The sequence below is a fragment of the Floridaenema flaviceps BLCC-F50 genome, from assembly GCF_041929275.2.
GTDB classification, from domain to species: domain Bacteria; phylum Cyanobacteriota; class Cyanobacteriia; order Cyanobacteriales; family Aerosakkonemataceae; genus Floridanema; species Floridanema flaviceps.
On record NZ_JBHFNR020000001.1, the window covers coordinates 549,684 to 568,013 of the forward strand.

Sequence of the window (18,330 nt, forward strand, 5' to 3'; positions counted from 1 at the left end):
CACTGAAGTGCTCACAACGAACTTAAGGTTAAAATAATTGCGGAAGTTAGTAATAAAAGCGGTGTTAACCAATCTCCCCAACGGACATATAAGGTTTTGGTTTGACGGCGATAAACTGTGTCAGCGTGAATTTGATATGTTTTAGTTTGGGAGAGCCATTTAGTTTTGCCATGAGGATCGACAATAGCAGAATAACCTGTATTTGTAGCTCTTACTGCCCAGCGATCGCTCTCAATAGCCCGTAAAACATCCTGTGCATGATGTTGAAATTGCATGGCAGCATTGTAAGGATCGTTGTTTGATGATGTGAGGATAAATTCACCTCCTAAAGCTGCTTGGCGTTGAAAATGTCGGGTAAATGCTGAATCATAACAAATACCAACAATGGCACGACCAAAAGGTGTATCAAATACTTGATTAGATACACCAGGAACTTGATCCGATCCTACTGCGGAAACTTGGGGAAATATCCGCCCGAAAATGTCTCGAAAAGGTACATATTCGCCAAAGGCTACTAAGTTTACTTTATCGTAACGGCTGAAAATTTCACCTGTTCCATTAACAGTAAATAAGCTATTCGTAAAGCTATTTCCTTGGCGACGATGTGCGCCTATCCAAGCAACTATTTTTTCGTCCAAAATAGCTTGATAAAAGGGGTTTTTTGGCGATGGTGGGTCACTCCATTGAGATGATAAAGCACCTTCTGGGGTTAAAACTGCTACTACTCCTTGTTGTGCTAAGTTGCGATATCCATTGATATATCTAATTAAGGAAAGGCGCAAACCTTCGGGAGTAAATTTAATTCTATTGGGAATGTTACCTTGAATGATTCCTACTTTTAAAGCGTTATTTGGTTGTTCGTTTAATGGTTGGCTGTAAATTATCCATCCGACTAAATGGGAAGTAATTAGTAGTGCGATCGCAAAACTCAAATAACCTTTATATAATGATTTTGTCTGTAATTCGCGGGAGATTAAAGCTTCAGCTATTAACCCATTTACGGCGACTATTACAGCGTTAATTGTATTTGGGCCAGAGATTTGACTCAGATGTAAAATGGCTAAGTTATGGGGGCTTTGAGTAAAAGATAAGGAAGTCCACCAAAAGGGGCCAGCACTCCAAATATATTCAAGAACGCACCAGATTGTTGTTCCTATTAATACGCGAATTAAACCGTTGGGAATGGGGGATTTAAAATTGTTAATTAGTTGGAAAATTGCTCTGCTACTAATTGCCCAAATTGTTACTAGGACAATGCCCCAAATTGTAAATAATAGTAGTGCTCCGCAGGCGATCGCTAAACTCAAAATCCAAGGAATTCCCAACCACGTTAAGGGGTGAAGTCCGAGAATCCAAGATAAAGTTAAGCCATGATAACCTATAGCCCAAAGTATAGCGTAAAGGTAAAGCGTTTTTTCTGTTTTTTGGCTCTTAACGGTAAAAATCCACAGGGGAATTAAAGCGATCCAAGCTAAGGGCCAAACACCAAAAGGTGCGGCTGTCATTCCCATTAAGATGCCACTGATAAGGCTAATAATTAAACGTAATTTGGTGTAAGTTTTCATTGAATTTAAGCGAACTCAGATCCCCGACTTCTTCAAGAAGTCGGGGATCTAGGGATATAGAATTATTCGGCTTCTTCTTCTTCGCCATTGGTGGGAGGAACTAGGGCGACGGCTGCGATCGCATCTTCGTCATCCAACCTTTGCACTCTTACGCCTGTGGCATATTGAGATTGGGAAGGAATGGCATTCACCGCTTGACGAATAATAATTCCTCGCGTTGTTACCATCATCAATTCATCATCTTCATTGACGATTAAAAGTGAGGCTAATGTATCATTCTGTTTGCGGAATTTGATGGCAATTTTGCCTTTTGTTGCCCGACTGTACAACTTAAATTGGGAAACTGGGACTCGTTTTCCATAGCCGCCATTGGTGACTACTAACACCCAAGGCCCTTGAGTTCCGTTGAGTACTTCTTCTCCATTACTATTAGTTTCTTCGGCTTCCACTTCTGGTTCAACTTCGCTTACTTCGGCAATGTTAGCAACAATTGAACCGGGCAAAACATCCATGCTAATTACTTCATTGCCATTTTCTAATCGCATTGCCCTTACGCCTCTGGTAGCGCGACCTAAAGGACGTAATTGATCGTGATCTGCTTTGAAGTGAATTGCCATTCCTTGACGCGATCCGATGATAATACTATCTTCTATTCTGGCGCGTCTTACCCAACGTAATTGATCGCCTTCTTCTAAGGAAATCGCAATTAATCCATTTGCCCGAATGTTGCTAAATGCTGAAAGTTGGGTTTTCTTAATGTAGGCTTGCTTGGTTAACATTACCAAGTATTCATCGTTGCTGAATTCGGCTACCGCTACCATTGAGGTGATTTTTTCATCGACGGGGATGGGTAACATTTGGACGATCGGAACGCCTCTGGCAGTACGCGATGATGTGGGAATTTGGTAAGCTTTTAAGCAGTAAACAACGCCTTTATCACTGAAGAACAAAACGCTGTCGTGATCGCAGCAGGTGAGGAAATGTTCCACGACATCATCCTCTTTCATTTTGTTAGCTGCTTTGCCACGAGTTCCCCGACTTTGGGCTTCAAAAGTGCTGACTGGCATTCTCTTGATATAACCTTGTTCAGTTAATAGAATCAAGGCTTTTTCATTGGCAATTAAATCAGTGTCGTCTAGTTCACCTTCGGCGTGTTCAATGACTGTTCTTCTGGGTGTGGCAAAGGTGGTTTTTAGCTGTGCTGCTTCGGTTTCAATGATTTCTAAGATGCGTTCCCGACGTTGTAAGATGTCGCGCAAATCAGCAATTTTAGCAACTAATTCTTCGTGTTCTTGGCTAATCTTTTCGGCTTCTAAAGCTGTCAGACGGCGCAATTGCATTTGTAAAATTGCGTCAGCTTGGGCATCAGAAAGTCCATAATTTTCGATTAGTTCCTGGCGTGCGGTAGGCGCATCAGCGGCATGGCGAATTAATTCGATAATTCCATCTAAGTTAGCTAAAGCAATTAACAACCCTTGTAAAATGTGATCTCTTTCTTCCGCTTTTCGCAGTTCGTATTGAGTGCGTCTGGTAATACATTCAATGCGGAAGTCTAGGAAGACATCGAGGAATTGTTTTATGGTTAATAGCTGGGGTTCGCCGTTGACTAACGCCAGCATATTTGCGCCAAAATTTGCTTGTAATGGGGTTTGTTTATAAAGGTTGTTCAGCACAACTCTGGGATAGGCATCGCGTTTTAATTCGATGACGACTCTCATGCCGTCGCGATCGCTTTCATCCCGAATATCAGCTATTCCTTCTAGTCTTTTATCGTTGACTAATTCGGCAATTTTTTCGATTAATGCTGCTTTGTTTGTTTGGTAAGGTAATTCAGTAATGATGATTGCTTCTCGATCGGGTCTGCCACGATGTTCAATAGTTTCTATATTGGCAACACCCCGCATTGTAATGGAACCGCGTCCAGTGGTATAAGCTTCTTTAATTGCTGAGGTTCCTAATATTTGTCCGCCTGTGGGAAAATCAGGGCCAGGAATATACCGAATTAACTGAAGATCGGTAATTTCTGGGTTGTGAATTAAGGCGATTAAACCATCAATTAATTCTCCCAAATTGTGTGGCGGAATGTTAGTTGCCATTCCCACAGCAATACCGGAGGAACCGTTGAGTAATAATTGGGGAACTCTAGCAGGTAAAACTACGGGTTCTTGTTGCGAACCGTCGAAATTATCCGCAAAATCAACGGTTTCAGCTTCAATATCCCGCAACATTGCTTCGGTGGCGAGTGCTTGCAAGCGACATTCGGTGTAACGCATTGCTGCTGGTGGATCGTTGTCTACCGAACCGAAGTTGCCATGTCCGTTGATCAGGGGCGATCGCATGGAGAAGTCTTGCGCCATCCGTACTAGCGCGTCGTATACTGCCGTGTCTCCATGTGGGTGGTACTTACCTAACACTTCCCCTACCACACGGGCGCACTTTCTAAACGGGCGGTCTGGGGTGAGTCCCAATTCGTGCATTGCATACAGAATGCGCCGATGTACTGGTTTCAGACCATCCCTAGCATCTGGGAGTGCCCGCCCTACAATCACGCTCATTGCGTATTCCAGGTAAGACCGGGACATCTCGTTCCCTAAATCCGTGGGTATAATCCGCTCCTGGGAAGTGGTCATACAGTGAAAAACTCCAAAAATGAGAGATAAATGTTGCTAAAATACAACTAATTGAAAAGTCAGTGAATCTGGCTTTCAAGAATTGAAAATCATCACTAAAATTCTATCACATTTTGGCTTTTTTGGCTGTTGTCAGTTGGAATTTGTCATTAGTCATTGGTTATTCGTCATTGGTCGTTGGTTATTACTAAGTTGAAAAAGCAATTAATGAATAAAGAAAAACTAACTTTACTCATATCTTGTACCTGGATTAGAAGCCGGATTTATGGTAAATAACTAAACCTTAAAATTTATATTATTGGTTAAAAAGACAATTTTATCTGGTCTGTCTGACAAATAATTAATAACAATTAATTATTATATTTTAGACTATTTTACTCTTAGGGCTATGGTTTAAAATACTATTCTATAAAAATTTCTTGGTATTTCTATTTAAATTAACTGAACAGAGAGAAAAATTGAAAATTTACCTCTAAAATTCGCCGATGAATACTCGGTATATGCTTTAATTTATCAGTTCTAAAAATAGATTTTATTGATACAAAAAAATTATCAAGATGCAAATAACTGTCAAATATAGCATCTATAGGGCAGATTTTATTAGCTAAAAATGTCCGTATACTGATATTATAGTAAATACTACCAGTATTTATGTAAGAACCGTTTAACTATTGAATTTACAGAAGAAATGCGGTTAATCTACGCAAGTGGTAATTCCTGAAGCGTGTATCAAGGCTAAAATTACTTGCTAATGGCAGGGGAATAGGTTGACAATTAGCTGGTAAAAAACTCCAAAGATTTAATTATAATTATCTTCATAGATTCTTCATCAAAAAATTATGTAGTCTTACTAATAGACGGGATTTGGAGTTTCATGTTTAACTTTTAAGCAAGTTCAGCTTTGAATCTTTAGGGTGAAATAAAATACAAAAAGTTCAATAATAGGGGAACTGTACAAATTACTTTTATATGCGATATCACTGACTTATGGAATTCTTAGGTAAGGGAATAGACCATGAGATTTTTTTTTGTTTTCAGTTTAGCTTTTTTGATTTTTGTGGTGGTGATATTGAGTCATGTTCCTGATGGATTGGCACTATTTAAGCACTTAGAAATTGGGAGGGTAGCCAACATGAAATCTGGAGAATTGAATGATAGCAATGCCGTTGAAGTGGATGGGATTCGCTTTGAAACATTAGTGCCGGAATCCGTGTTGACTGTTCCTAATTCCCAGCCGGAAACTAATATTAATGTCGAGTTTGGTATCCGTATTACTAACAACACTTCAAACCCTTGGCGATTCAATTTCCATAGCAGAATAACCCCTGAACTCTTGAGGGCGGATGGTCAAGTTGTACAGCCAGTTTTCCTTCGCATTAGACGCCGAAAACCTAAAGAAATCCATTTTCCCTTAGTTATGCCCGGAGAAAGTGCGACATTCTTTCCAGACGTAATTCTCTTATGGAGCAAGCATGGCCAGTTAAATCTTAGTATTGCAAAGAGTTCTGGAGGCCGTTGGAATTTTGATGTTTTCAATCCAGGGACATATCAGTTTCGATTTACTTATAAAAACGAAATGGCGACGGAGACAATACAGGGTCAAAGCCAAGAATGGGCGGACACAAAATTATTAGAAGGATTCTGGACGGGTGTGGTGTTTACACCCTTTGTCGAATTTCGTCTAATCTAACCCTGAATTGAAGTTAAACCTGATCGCCATCTATAATCTGATTCCGAAAAAAGTTGGTATTTTTTCACAAATTTGCTGTTTAAAGGAGCTTAGAAAATGGCGTTACGAAAATCTTGTCTACTTGGGTTAGCAACGACTTTGCTAGTTGCACTCACAGAGCAATCGACTATAGCGTTTACTATTACGCCTCCACAACCAGGTGCTAATGGAAATTACAATCCCTTAGCTCCCTACAATCTGTCTAATGGGACTGGCGAGACATTTTTGGATACCTATTTATTGTGGTATCCAGACACATGGCGGGACATTTCCGGTGGAGTTACCGAAATTGCACGAGGAGGAACGAGGGGTCTTTTGAACCTGCTGCAACCTTTCGTAGATCGAGGTTGGACTTTTAATGTTGCACCCAATAACTTGAAGGGAAGTTTTGAAATTTTACACAATTACGCCTGCCAGCCTACAACGAATTGTGGAATTGAGGACTTCCCTGGCGACTTCGATCAGGGTTCAGTCGGCTCTCATTTTCGTTTAAACTATCGTCCAGGAACAAACGATCCTTATGGCAATAATGTCCACTGGATTCAGCGGGTGATTAGTAGCTACACTGAAGACTCCGAGCAAAAACCGAGCGACTCCCTCGATATAGATCCTGGTCAAGACAATCCTTACTATGACTTTGATAGTACTGCAACTACAGACTACTTTATAGACACACCATATACCGTCAACCCCCGTATAAACCATTACTTTGTTGCTGAACTTTATCTGGTAGAACAAACTGCAACTAGGAGAGTTGGAAGTAAAAATGTTGGAGACGTAACGATTTATAACGGGATTAGATGGGGTTGGAAAAACAGATTTACTCCTTCCGGTTGCATTACGGTTGACATGGGTGGGATCAGCGTTAACATTGGTATTAATTGCTCTCCTCCCTCTCAACCTACCAAAACCTTCTCCGGTACCCTAAAATCAGGTTCTCAAACAGACCAATACAAACTAGACGGACTCACCCCTGGCAACTACTTCTATGCCTGGACAAATAACAGCATCCCCTCAAATCGCTGCAATCCAAACACCTACTTATACGCCACCTCTGGCACTGGATATAACTATGACAACGATAGTTCTTCCGTAGGAGATGGTTTTGCTTCTGCCCTCTCAGGAATTGTCCCCAACAATGGCATCATCGACCTGTTTGTTAGTGCTAACAGTGGTGTTCGTGGCGAAGACAGAGGCAGCTACGAACTAAACGTCAAAGTGTACGATTCTGAACCTGCCCCACCCTCGATAATAATTGGCAGTAGCGGCGGTGGTGGAGTCAGCAGACCTAGACCGGGCAACACGCAACAAAACCCCATTTTACCAACTAGTAATTCTGGGAGTTGGCAAATCTTCAACAACGTACCCAGTTGTCGTTGGTACGACCCCCACACTACTTACGGCTTTGAATTTCAGGCATTAGAAGATACTTTATTCACCGAAATACTCGACTTTCCCGTAGGTCTGGACAATCGATTTAAAGTCTCAGTGGGAAACGCTTATTTAGGCGAATTTAGTCCGGGAGATAGAGTGGATTTTGTTTCCTTATTTGGTCAAGGAGTTTCTCAGTTTAAAATTACTGATATCGACGCATTAATTGGCAACACAGAAGAAACGGCTTTTCCGATTCAACTAGCATTTAATAAATCAGTCGGCAGTTTCCAAATGCGTCCTTTCCACGCCGATGAAACACAAACTCCCAAGCGCGTTCCCGAACCGATGTCTGTATTAGGTTTATTGGTTTTGAGCATTTGGGGCGGATTTCAAGCAATAAAAATTAGCTCAGATTCTCTAGAATGAAATATATTTACACCCTGCTGTTTGCCCTGAGCATTACAGCAATTAATCCTTGGGGTTTTTTGCGAGGCGAAATCTGGACAGGGCCAAAAGTTTTTCTTGTCCTGCTGATTAGTCTAACGAACCTGCTCATTTTGTGGAAAGAAAGAGAATTTGTTAAATTTGATAAACATGAAAAAATCAGCTTTCTGCTGTGGCAAGTTTTTTTGGGAATCGGACTGCTTTCAACTCTACAAAGCCCTTTCCCACTTCGTTCTCTTTTTGGTCAAGAACAAATGGGCGATGGTTGGTTATATTGGTTAATAATTGCTACTTTTACTCTCAGCAATACCTTAGTTTTAAAACTTTATCCAAACTTATTCCGGTGTCAACTCAACGGTCTACTAATTGGTGGCATTATTCTAGCTATTAGTATTTACCCCCAAGTCATTGATTGGAAGATTGATTATACAGTTACAATGGGTCAAGTGATTAAAGAAAATATTTTAGCTAGTACGATTTTTCAAAATCAACAGCCGATCGGTTTGTATTCCCATCGCGGTCATGCAGCTTTTGTGTTGGCAGCTATTTCGGTGCTTTTTTTGGTAAGTTGGCAGGAAAAATGGCTCGGTGCTGTGCCAACAACAATGGCTTTGATTGTAATGATTCCAGCTTTGGTGTTGACTCAGACTAGGGCGGGAGTTTTAGCTTTGCTTGGAGCAAGTGTTTATCTGTTGGGACGAAGATATTATAAACTGTTAATTACAGCTTTTTTGGGAGGTTTGTTAATAGTTTTGCTTTTGGGTAGTCAGCGACAAATTGATAATTTACCTGGAATTAAACAAATGACATCCGATCGCATTTATCTTTGGGAGTTATCGCTGAAGGGAATTAGCATTCGCCCTTTACTGGGATGGGGAATGAATGGTTTTGGGATTGCTTATCCTTTTGTGTTCAGCGAACGGGAAAAACCACAGGTTGTCAATTTGGGGGATTTAAGTTTTGATTATATAGGGAAAAATGGACAAGTGAGATCGAGAATTATCCCCACTTATAAAGTCCACAATTTGATTTTAGACATGACTTTATCTGTGGGTGTTCTGGGGATGCTATCTTATACGGCGCTGTTTGGTTTTTATTGGTGGCGTGGGATGCTCACGCCAAGTCGTGAGCGTAGCGTACCGTCAGGCGTAAGAATTGCCACTGTGATAATTTGTTATTTCATCTTTACCTTTACTTGGTTTGAGTGTGCCCAATTTACTCATTTGGTTTGGTGGGCGCTCAGTCTGTGGAGGGCTTCCCACTTTCCATTTGGCTCCCAGTCCGCTCAATACCAATAGGTATTTGTTTTTTCAATTGCGAGGCAATTAAGGGTACTTTGGGAGCTAGGAAAAAGCCGATTAAACTGGCGAAAAGTATGGGAGTAAAAGGGGTAATATTTGTCAGTTTGGAGAGTAATAAAGTGGTACTAACAGGAGTGCGCGTCACGGCGGAGTTGAGGGCTGCCATTGTACAAATCATCGCTAATGCAGGGTTTAATCCGGGGATGGAAAGGGCGATCGCTTTTCCAATACAAGCCCCTGTGAAAAACAGCGGAATAATGAAACCTCCTCGCCATCCACCTGTGACGGTCATGCTAATGGTTGCCATTTTAGCAAAGGCTAAAGTTAACAGAAATATTGCCGGGAAATTTTCGTTGAGAATCACATCTAATTCTTCATGTCCAAAGTAACGAGTTAAGGGGAAGAAAAAGGCGAAAATTCCTAATGCTAAACCTGCAATTGTGGTGCGAAAATAAATTGGGATGGGAAGCTGGGCAAAAATGCGATCGCAACTGCGGAAAATTGCCATAAAAATCCATCCGGCTACGGCTCCAATTATGCCATAAGCGATCGCTAAAGCAAAATCATCAATGTTGTGTAAACCATATTGGGGAAAATGCCAAGTAGGGGCAATTCCTAAATGAGTAATTGTGGCAAAAACTAAATAACTTGCACAGCTAGAAACGATCGCTGGCATCAAGGCTTCATAGTATTCCAAAACGTGCTGATGATGCAGAATTTCTAAAGCAAATACAGCACCTCCCAAAGGTGCGCCAAATAAAGCCGTGAAACCCGCTGCCATCGCTGCTAAACTAATAGTTCTCAAGTCTTCGCCTTCTAATCGCCAGCGGTCTGCAACCCAAGTACCGAAAGAACCCGTAACCTGTACCAAAGGTGCTTCCGGCCCAGCACTACCACCCGTAGATATACTGACTAAGGATGCGAGAATCATGGCAGGGTTTTTGCGGGCATCGAGTCTACCACCACGAAAATGAATATTATCGACAATTACGCCAATTTCGCCCGGATTTCCTAAAAAATGAATTACTAAACCGATAATCAAACCAGCTAAGGGCATTACAATCAGTACAGTCAGACCTTTAAACTGGCTCAAAATGTGAATCATCCACTCCAGGATGTTCCAATACAACCCAGCGAATAAACCGCAAACTGTACCGAGTACCATCCAGCGTAAAACCCAGCGGGAAATCATCAGCGGATTACGCTTTACTATTCCCAACAATTGCGGGCAGGGTGTCCAACTTTGTGTTCGATCGGTGGGGGAATGCTTTTTTGGTGGCACCATTTATTTACGAAATGAGAAAAGTGAAACTAAAGATACAGAACATTTAGTGTGTATATGTTAAGTGTCTTGCTTCTGAAGAGGGAACTTTCTCAGGTATTAATTCCTCATTCCATCTGTTGCTAAGGTGGAAAATTTTCTGAAAAACCAAACTTTTTTCTAGTTAGTGAAGATTATGTTACCTATCATCTATTCTGATGAATTTTTGCGACACGATACTGGTTCATTTCATCCAGAACGTCCGCAACGTTTAACTGCAATTGTGGAAGCTTTGAAAAATGTTCCTTTTGCTGACCAATTAAAGTGGCAATTACCAACACCAGTGGCAAATAGAGATGTAATGCCTTGGCTGCAAAAAGTGCATTCCCAGGAACATATTGAAAGGGTGGAATTAATTGCCAAACGTGGTGGGGGAAATTTGGATGGTGATACTCCGGTTTCTGCTGCTAGTTACGATGTGGCGTTGTTAGCGGTGAATGCTTGGTTGGATGGAGTCGATCGCGTTTTGGCAACAGGAGATCCAGCGTTTGTGTTGGCGCGTCCACCGGGACATCATGCGGAACGCGATCGGGGGATGGGTTTTTGTTTGTTTTCCAATGCGGCGATCGCAGCTACTTACGCTTTGGAACAACCGAGAATTAAACGAGTGGCTATTTTAGATTGGGATGTGCATCACGGGAATGGCACACAAAACTTTGTGGAACATCATCCTAAATTGGCATATTGTTCGTTGCATCAGTCGCCTTGTTATCCGGGAACAGGTTATGCAGAGGAACGAGGTGAATATAAAAATGTGTTAAATATTCCCATGCCTCCGGGTAGTGCTATTGCAGAATATCAAAGGGCATTTGAATCGGAAGTAATGCCATTTCTATCGATTTATCGCCCAGATTTACTAATTGTTAGTGCTGGATATGATGCTAATGCTGCCGATCCTTTAGCCAGAATTGAGTTGCAACCTGATGATTTTGCCATCTTTACAGAGTATTGCTTAAAGTTAACTCGACGGATTGTTTTTGGTTTAGAGGGAGGTTACGATTTAGCGACTTTGGCTGAATCTGTAGTGGCAACAATTGAACAGTGTTTAGTTTAGTAAAGTAGGCATTTTTATTGAGCAGAACTCATAACTAATCAACTAGGGAGGAGATTACAGCCGTGAAGTACCAAGAAATCTTTGATGTAGATATTACTAGCAAACAAAAGTTGAGTCCAGAAGAGGCTGTGGCTGCGATCGTCATGGTAGCAGTTTACGCTAATGGACAACCTTCAGAAGAGGAAAATGAGGAAGCCATTAATATTATCAATACTCAAGATATCTTCGAGAGTTACTCAGTTGATGAGTTTGAGAAGATGCTCAATAAAATTATCCGAATGTTGAATGACGATGGAATTGGCGTTTTATTTAAAACAGCTGTAGAGTCTGTTGATGATTTGGGGGAAGTTGCGTTTCAAGCAGTAGCAGAAATGATGTTAGTCGATCAGAAAATTGAGCATGATGAGGAAAGTTTTTTGTCTCAGTTAGCGTCAGCTTTGGATATTTCTGAAGATGTGGCGCAAGATATGATTGATGAGTTAATTGATGAGGAGGAAGAGGCGTTTTCTTAGTTCAGTTTTAGTAGTGCGATCGCAGTTAATAATTTATTCATTAATATGCGTTTACTGCTAAGGAGGAAACAAAACTGTCAGAAGATTACACAGAAGGCGAACTTTTCAGTAATCCTGAAAATGTTGCTTATGCAAGAGCGATCGCATTACAACAAGCTTTGGAGCTAAGTAAAGATGACAGAAAATCGTTTAGAATTGCTCGATCGCGATTTATCTACACTTCTCAAAAAAGCCTCTGTTTCCCAACAAAGAAATGCGGCTTTAATTGCCAGCCAATTTGCAATTGAACGCACTAACTTAAACGATCCAATTGTTTCCCAAGCATTAAAAGCAATAGAACTTGGCAATTTTGGTGACGAATCTTTAAGGGAAAAAATCGAAGCTTTGGTTAACCAATTGGATGAAATTCAATGGGATTTACAAGAAAAGATGGATGCAGGTGAGGCAGAGTTATCAATCTATTTAACGACTTTTCAACAAGCAAGATCGGCTAACTCTCTATATTTTGCCTTAGATGCCGATGCCTTCAATGCAGCAACAGAATCTATTTATGAAGCTGATGCAGCTACCGATGATTTAGCAGCTTTGAAACAAAAGGTTTTGCAAGTATTTAAACAGCAAAGCGATTCTGAAGAAGTGATTATTGAAATTCCAGTAGTATGACTGATGCTAAAGGAAATTTGAGGTGCGATCGCACTTTTCACCATAGTATAAATGCGATCGACCTTTGCCAACCTTACCCATTTTACTTTTGTGGCGCTATTTCTGCTGCTTTTTTAGCTTCATACCAACGTTTGTATTTTGCTGTATTAGCTGTTATCGTCTCACACATTTTCCTGGCTTTCTGTTCAGCTTCTTTTGCCAATTCCAGAATCTCTAGCAGTTCTTTTTGTGTCATTTTCTCCAAACTCTCTCAAACTTCAAGCTTTTGTGCAGCATCCGGGTTAGCTTCCGCCCTTAGTCGCCACTTTTTTGTATTAGCCGTTGATATTTCACACATTTCTTTAGCTTTCTGTTCAAAAGTTTTAACCATTTCCAGAATTTCTAACAGTTCTTTTTCATCAGATTTGGGTTCTGTCATTGTAAGTTCTCCAACCTAGCTTTAATCCCTTTTACCATTATTTTACTTTCCAAAACTCGACCTAGTTCTATTGCTAAATCTTCTCCTGCTTCCTGAATTTGCTCATTTGTAGCCACCTTTGTTGAGAGATCTTCAATACGAGATTCAATTTGCCTTCTGTGGGTAGCCACAAAAAATAAAGCGGTATTAAAAGAAGCAAACATTTGGATAAGTAAGAAATTGTTGGGAAAACGCTCCAGCCTGACTCTGACTAAGTTAAGCCCCTCTGTTGCTTCCCGCTCAATTATATCTAGCTCTTGATTTAACCGTTCAATGAGTGCATTAAGTTCTGATGGAATTGGCATAATTATTAAATTGTATCATCTGGGAAAATAGCGATCGCACTTTTCACCATAATATAAATGCGATCGCCCTTTTCCAAACTCTCTCAAATTTGCTGTTTTTGTGCAGCCGCCCGTTTAGCTTCCGCCTTCAATTGCCACTTTTCTGTTGCTTTTGCTGATTCCTCAATAAACTCTTCAAGCTTCTGTTGCCCAACTGTCACAATTTCTTGAATTTCTTCTAGGATAGCCAGTTGTTTTTCTGTCATTTCTTGTTGTTTCATTGCAAGTTCTCCAAACGACTTTTAACACTACTAACAAGTATTTTAGTTTCCAAAACTCGACCTAGCTTGTTGCCTAAATCTTCTCCAGCTTCTCGAATTTCCTCATCTGTAGACACCTGCTGAACTAACAGATTGTCAACTATAGCCCTAATCAGTCCTCTTTCGGTGTTTACATAGAAAACAGCGTTATTCAAAAAAGCAAACATTTGAATTAATGTAGCATTATCTGGAAAACGCTCTTGACTGACTCTAGCTAAGTTAAGCCCCTCTGTTGCTTCCCGCTCAATTATATCTAGCTCTTGATTTAACCGCTCAATGAGTGCATTAAGTTCTGATGGAATCGGCATAATTATTAAATTTTATCATCTGGGAAAATAGCGATCGCACTTTTCACCATAATATAAATGCGAACGCTGCTCTGATCTAGATAAATCAAAGAGTTTTTCATGAATCTCTACCTTGGCATTGATTTCGGCACTTCTGGCGCACGGGCAATAGTAATAGATTCAGCAGGAACTATTCAAGCTGAATCACAATATTCCTTTGCTGATTCAACTGATAATTTAACAGCAGTTTGGCGACAAGCTTTGTTTTCTTTAATTGCGGAAATACCGGAAGAAATTAGAGGGGGAATTTGTGCGATCGCAATTAACGGCACATCTTCAACGGTGTTGTTATGCGATCGAACTGGCAACCCCATTGATTCACCAATTTTATACAACGATTCCAGAGGTGCAAAAGTAATCGATAAACTCAGAGAAATTGCACCACAAAATCATACAGTAATTAGCGCCACTTCCTCATTAGCAAAACTTTTATGGTGGCAACATCTTATCCCCCCCTTAGTAAGGGGGGCTAGGGGGGATCTTTCTTTTTTACACCAAGCTGATTGGTTAGCTTTTTTATTACATGGACAATTGGGAATTAGCGATTATCACAATGCTTTGAAACTGGGTTATGATGTAGAAAAACTTTGCTATCCTGAATGGATTGAAAATTTAGAAATACCTTTTCAATTACCAATAGTTATTACTCCGGGAACTGCTATTGCTGAAGTTACATCAGAAATAGCTGCAAGTTTGAAATTAAGAAAAGATTGTGTTGTATGTGCAGGTACAACTGATAGTATTGCAGCTTTTCTTGCTAGTGGCGCAAAATTTCCGGGGGAAGCTAGCACATCTTTGGGTTCTACTTTAGTGATTAAACTGTTGAGTAGCACTCGCATTGATGATGCAAAATATGGAATTTATAGTCATAAGTTAGGAGATTTATGGTTAGTTGGTGGTGCTTCTAATACGGGAGGTGCGGTGTTAAAAAGTTTCTTTAGTGATGGGGAATTAGAAAGTTTAAGCTCACAAATTGATGCGGAAAAACCCAGTAATCTTGATTATTATCCTTTGTTGAAGGCTGGCGATCGCTTTCCCATTAACGACCCTAATTTACCACCAAAATTAGAACCACGTCCAGAAAATCCAGTTGAATTTTTGCATGGTTTGTTAGAAAGTATTGCCAGAATTGAAGCGAGAGGATATGAATTATTAAAACAGTTGGGTGCAACACCTTTAAGTTGTGTTTATACTGCTGGTGGGGGTGCAAAAAATCCAACTTGGACGAAGATTCGGGAACGTTATTTACAAGTCCCTATTTTAAAACCAACGCACACACAAGCGGCTTATGGTTCGGCAATTTTGGCAATGCAAGGTATCAATAAAAAATTATAGAATGGGGAAACCCCACCCTATTTTAGTTGCTACAAATATAGGGAACTTAATCATTTTTCCATTGTTCAGAACCCATCAAATCACAAATGCGATCGCGCAATAAATAACCAGAATCTTCTAATTCATATTCCACACAAACCCATTCTCCCGGACGAATATACTGACAAAGAGTATAGATTGGTTGTTGAGGACTAACTAAACCTTTCTTGACAAGTTCCCGCGCTTCTTGTTTGATCACGTCTATTGAATAATGCAAGTTAGAGGTAATCATTATCGCTTCACTCCATAATTTTATTTGGTAGCAGTTTTCGCTGTATTTATATCATCTCTCTATTGGCGTATTTTTTATCAGTTAATCTGAGAACTTCATTAAAAAAAGTAACACAATGGAAATGGTTGTCCTAGCTAGCTTTGAGACTTTTCCGCACCGGATAGATCATCAAAAATTAATAAGTTTTCATAGAATTATACAAAACTTTTAAGAAATATGTAGTTACTAAAAAATCAGTACGTTATTGCGCTTTAGCGCTATTATCGAGAGCGCTAAAGCGCAACAACGTACTTACTTTTTATTGAACTTTTTGCAGGGGAGCAATTTTTGGATCGAGGATTTTTTGTCCTACGCTGGGGAATTTGACTGCGATACAGAGTTTATTTCCTGAACCAAAAACGTGACTAATTTCGCCTACTCCGAAGGTTTTGTGAACTACGCGATCGCCTTTTTTCCAACCTTGTCCGCTAGTTGTCGGAGTGCTATTAGGTTTCTCTATTTGAGATTTAGCAGTTAAATTTGTGCGATCGCTGCGAACACCTACGTCTATTTTACTACTCAACAATTCTTTGGGTAATTCTTTCAAAAATTGCGAATTAATTGCTGGTGCTCTTTCACCCCATAAGCGTCTTTCTCTAGCATAAGAAAGATACAATCTTTCCTGTGCGCGAGTAATGCCAACATAACACAAACGTCGTTCTTCTTCCAATCCTTCTGGATCGTCTAAACTGCGAGTGTGAGGTAATAACCCTTGTTCCATTCCGACTAAAAATACTACAGGAAATTCCAAACCTTTAGCTGAGTGTAATGTCATTAAAGAAACTGCTTTTTCTCCCTCTTCCAAATTATCTAAATCTGAAGATAAAGAAGCATTTTCTAAGAAATTACCTAAACTTGGTTCATCATTTTCTTCTTCAAATTGTTTGACGGCGTTCAACAATTCAAAGACGTTTTGTAGGCGATCTTGCGCTTCATCAGTTCCTTGCTTTTTCAAATCATCGATATAACCGGAATCTTCCATAATTCCTTGGACAATTTGCGAAGCTGGTAAAACTTCTAATTGCATTTGCCATTTTTGAATTAATTGGCAAAAACTATTAATTGATTTCGCCGCACGTCCAGCTAAGTTATTTACTGATACTTCATCGCTGATAATTTCCCACAAAGGTATAGTTAATTCCCTAGCAGCAACTACTAAATTATCTATTGTGGTTTTGCCAATTCCGCGACGGGGAGTGTTAATTACTCGCAACAAACTGACAGTATCATTGGGGTTAACAATTAAGCGCAAATATGCCAAAGCATCTTTGATTTCTTTGCGATCGTAAAACTTTAACCCGCCTACCATTGTGTAGGGAATTCCCGATCGCAACAAAGCATCTTCAAAAGGACGAGATTGAGCATTAGTCCGGTAAAGAATTGCAAAATCACCCAAATTAAAACCGTTATCTTGGCGTGATAACTGACGAATTTGTTGTAAAACAAAATCAGCTTCATCTAATTCATTTTCGGCACGATGCAGGAAAATTGGCTCTCCTTCACCGCGAGTTGCACGCAATATTTTATCAATGCGTTGGGTGTTATTTTCAATTAACTGATTTGCTGCTTGTAAAATGTTTTCTCTAGAACGATAGTTCTCCTCTAATTTCACCATTGACTGTGTTTTTTCATCGGGTAAACCATCGCCAAAGTCTTCTTGAAATTCCAGCAAAATCCGAAAATCTGCCATGCGGAAAGAGTAAATTGCTTGGTCTACATCTCCGACTACAAAGACCGATCGACTTTCCCAATTATCAAATTTTTTCGGGTTTTCCCCGTTAGTAACCAACAATCGAATTAGCTCATATTGAATCCGGTTAGTGTCCTGATATTCATCAACTAAAATATGTTGAAAACGGCGATGCCAATAACCTAAAACTGATTCGTTTTGCTGGAATAGTCGCACCGGAACTAAAATTAAATCGTCGAAATCTAGGGCATTATTTTCAGCTAACGCATCCTGATATCGACTGTAAACATCAGCAATTACTCTACCCCGAAAATTGGGTTGTTCTTTTTCAAATTCTTGGGGAGATAAACCTAAATTTTTCGCATTACTAATGGCGTAACGAACCGAACTAGGATCAAATTTCTTATCATCTAGGTTAAGTTGTTTAGTAACAATTTCTTTAACCAAACTTCTGGTGTCAGACTCATCAAATATAGAAAAGTTGCGATTCCACTTCCGACCTTTTGCGTCTTGATATTTTTCTATATCGTATCGCAAAATGCGAGCGCAAAGACTGTGAAAAGTACCCACCCACAGAGGTTTAATGTATTGTTTGTAAATGCGCGATCGCCAATGTGTCTGCTCCTCTGGTGACAAAGAGGCAAAACTTTTACCAGTAGTTTTTTCTACTATTTGCTCCGCAAACAATTTTTCGATCCGTTCTTTCATTTCCCGCGCCGCCTTATTAGTAAAAGTGACAGCGAGGATATTTTCAGGATCTATTTTATGCTTAAGGATGAGGTTGGCAATACGATAAGTCAAAGCTCTAGTTTTACCGGAACCTGCACCAGCAACAACCAACAGAGAACCGCAGTGATGTTCCACTGCGCGACGTTGACTAGGGTTAAGATGGCTAAGAAAATCAGAAATTGTTGTCATAATTGCTTTGTAGGGGCGAAGCATTCGGGCAGAAAATCTGGCTTTTAGGTCATCAACTCCGATCCGAATGCTTCGC

General features: G+C 40.1%; 17 protein-coding genes. 7 read left to right on the top strand and 10 right to left on the bottom strand.

Going from position 1 to position 18,330, the window contains the following annotated elements; all coding sequences use genetic code 11:
- Positions 1–11: 11 nt before the first annotated feature.
- Both lnt and gyrA read right to left on the bottom strand, forming a co-directional pair.
- The gene (gene lnt, locus ACE1CI_RS02555) at positions 12–1,565 is read right to left on the bottom strand and encodes an apolipoprotein N-acyltransferase (RefSeq protein ID WP_413267086.1); all 1,554 of its coding nucleotides are present in this window, start codon (positions 1,563–1,565) and stop codon (positions 12–14) included.
- A 62-nt stretch (positions 1,566–1,627) separates the two neighbouring features.
- Positions 1,628–4,195 carry a DNA gyrase subunit A gene (gene gyrA, locus ACE1CI_RS02560; RefSeq protein WP_413267085.1) on the bottom strand — a complete coding sequence of 856 codons (2,568 nt, stop codon included), beginning with the start codon at positions 4,193–4,195 and terminating at the stop codon, positions 1,628–1,630.
- 1,015 nt (positions 4,196–5,210) lie between these two features.
- Here gyrA and ACE1CI_RS02565 point away from each other — a divergent pair.
- The 3 genes from ACE1CI_RS02565 (at position 5,211) to ACE1CI_RS02575 (ending at position 9,040) form a co-directional block, all read left to right on the top strand.
- Complete coding sequence (locus ACE1CI_RS02565) at positions 5,211–5,885, top strand: hypothetical protein (RefSeq protein ID WP_413267084.1); 675 nt, start codon at positions 5,211–5,213, stop codon at positions 5,883–5,885.
- 96 nt (positions 5,886–5,981) lie between these two features.
- Complete coding sequence (locus ACE1CI_RS02570; RefSeq protein WP_496615203.1) at positions 5,982–7,724, top strand: hypothetical protein; 1,743 nt, start codon at positions 5,982–5,984, stop codon at positions 7,722–7,724.
- Positions 7,721–9,040: an O-antigen ligase family protein gene (locus ACE1CI_RS02575; protein ID WP_413267082.1), complete on the top strand. Its 1,320-nt coding sequence runs from the start codon at positions 7,721–7,723 to the stop codon at positions 9,038–9,040. The genes ACE1CI_RS02570 and ACE1CI_RS02575 overlap by 4 nt, the downstream gene beginning before the upstream one ends.
- Here ACE1CI_RS02575 and ACE1CI_RS02580 read toward each other — a convergent pair.
- Entirely contained in the window at positions 8,982–10,328 is a 1,347-nt protein-coding gene (locus ACE1CI_RS02580; RefSeq protein ID WP_413267081.1) for a chloride channel protein, read from the bottom strand. The genes ACE1CI_RS02575 and ACE1CI_RS02580 overlap by 59 nt on opposite strands.
- Positions 10,329–10,500: 172 nt before the next feature.
- On the opposite strand from ACE1CI_RS02580, the gene ACE1CI_RS02585 reads away from it, so the two are divergent.
- From ACE1CI_RS02585 to ACE1CI_RS02595, 3 genes are all read left to right on the top strand, one after another.
- A complete protein-coding gene (locus ACE1CI_RS02585) occupies positions 10,501–11,418 on the top strand; it encodes a histone deacetylase family protein (protein WP_413267080.1) in 918 nt (305 codons plus the stop codon).
- Between the two features lie 62 nt (positions 11,419–11,480).
- Complete coding sequence (locus ACE1CI_RS02590) at positions 11,481–11,930, top strand: tellurite resistance TerB family protein (protein ID WP_413267079.1); 450 nt, start codon at positions 11,481–11,483, stop codon at positions 11,928–11,930.
- 174 nt (positions 11,931–12,104) lie between these two features.
- Positions 12,105–12,593: a hypothetical protein gene (locus ACE1CI_RS02595; protein ID WP_413267078.1), complete on the top strand. Its 489-nt coding sequence runs from the start codon at positions 12,105–12,107 to the stop codon at positions 12,591–12,593.
- A gap of 82 nt (positions 12,594–12,675) precedes the next feature.
- On the opposite strand, the gene ACE1CI_RS02600 is transcribed toward ACE1CI_RS02595, so the two are convergent.
- The 5 genes from ACE1CI_RS02600 to ACE1CI_RS02620 form a co-directional block, all read right to left on the bottom strand.
- Positions 12,676–12,828, bottom strand: coding sequence for a hypothetical protein (locus ACE1CI_RS02600; protein WP_413267077.1), 153 nt, complete (start codon positions 12,826–12,828; stop codon positions 12,676–12,678).
- A 15-nt stretch (positions 12,829–12,843) separates the two neighbouring features.
- Positions 12,844–13,011, bottom strand: coding sequence for a hypothetical protein (locus ACE1CI_RS02605; protein WP_413267076.1), 168 nt, complete (start codon positions 13,009–13,011; stop codon positions 12,844–12,846).
- Complete coding sequence (locus ACE1CI_RS02610; RefSeq protein WP_413267075.1) at positions 13,008–13,355, bottom strand: hypothetical protein; 348 nt, start codon at positions 13,353–13,355, stop codon at positions 13,008–13,010. The genes ACE1CI_RS02605 and ACE1CI_RS02610 overlap by 4 nt, the downstream gene beginning before the upstream one ends.
- A gap of 83 nt (positions 13,356–13,438) precedes the next feature.
- Positions 13,439–13,615: a hypothetical protein gene (locus ACE1CI_RS02615; protein WP_413267074.1), complete on the bottom strand. Its 177-nt coding sequence runs from the start codon at positions 13,613–13,615 to the stop codon at positions 13,439–13,441.
- Complete coding sequence (locus tag ACE1CI_RS02620) at positions 13,612–13,962, bottom strand: hypothetical protein (RefSeq protein WP_413267073.1); 351 nt, start codon at positions 13,960–13,962, stop codon at positions 13,612–13,614. Before ACE1CI_RS02620 ends, ACE1CI_RS02615 begins: the two co-directional genes overlap by 4 nt.
- A 99-nt stretch (positions 13,963–14,061) precedes the next feature.
- Here ACE1CI_RS02620 and ACE1CI_RS02625 point away from each other — a divergent pair, with 99 nt between their 5' ends.
- On the top strand, positions 14,062–15,336 hold the full coding sequence (locus ACE1CI_RS02625) for an FGGY-family carbohydrate kinase (protein ID WP_413267072.1): 1,275 nt from the start codon (positions 14,062–14,064) through the stop codon (positions 15,334–15,336).
- Positions 15,337–15,382: 46 nt separating this feature from the next.
- On the opposite strand, the gene ACE1CI_RS02630 is transcribed toward ACE1CI_RS02625, so the two are convergent.
- Together ACE1CI_RS02630 and pcrA are read right to left on the bottom strand one after the other, a co-directional pair.
- Positions 15,383–15,607: a DUF4327 family protein gene (locus ACE1CI_RS02630; RefSeq protein WP_413267071.1), complete on the bottom strand. Its 225-nt coding sequence runs from the start codon at positions 15,605–15,607 to the stop codon at positions 15,383–15,385.
- Positions 15,608–15,905: 298 nt separating this feature from the next.
- A complete protein-coding gene (gene pcrA / locus ACE1CI_RS02635; protein WP_413267070.1) occupies positions 15,906–18,254 on the bottom strand; it encodes a DNA helicase PcrA in 2,349 nt (782 codons plus the stop codon).
- Positions 18,255–18,330 lie beyond the last annotated feature (76 nt).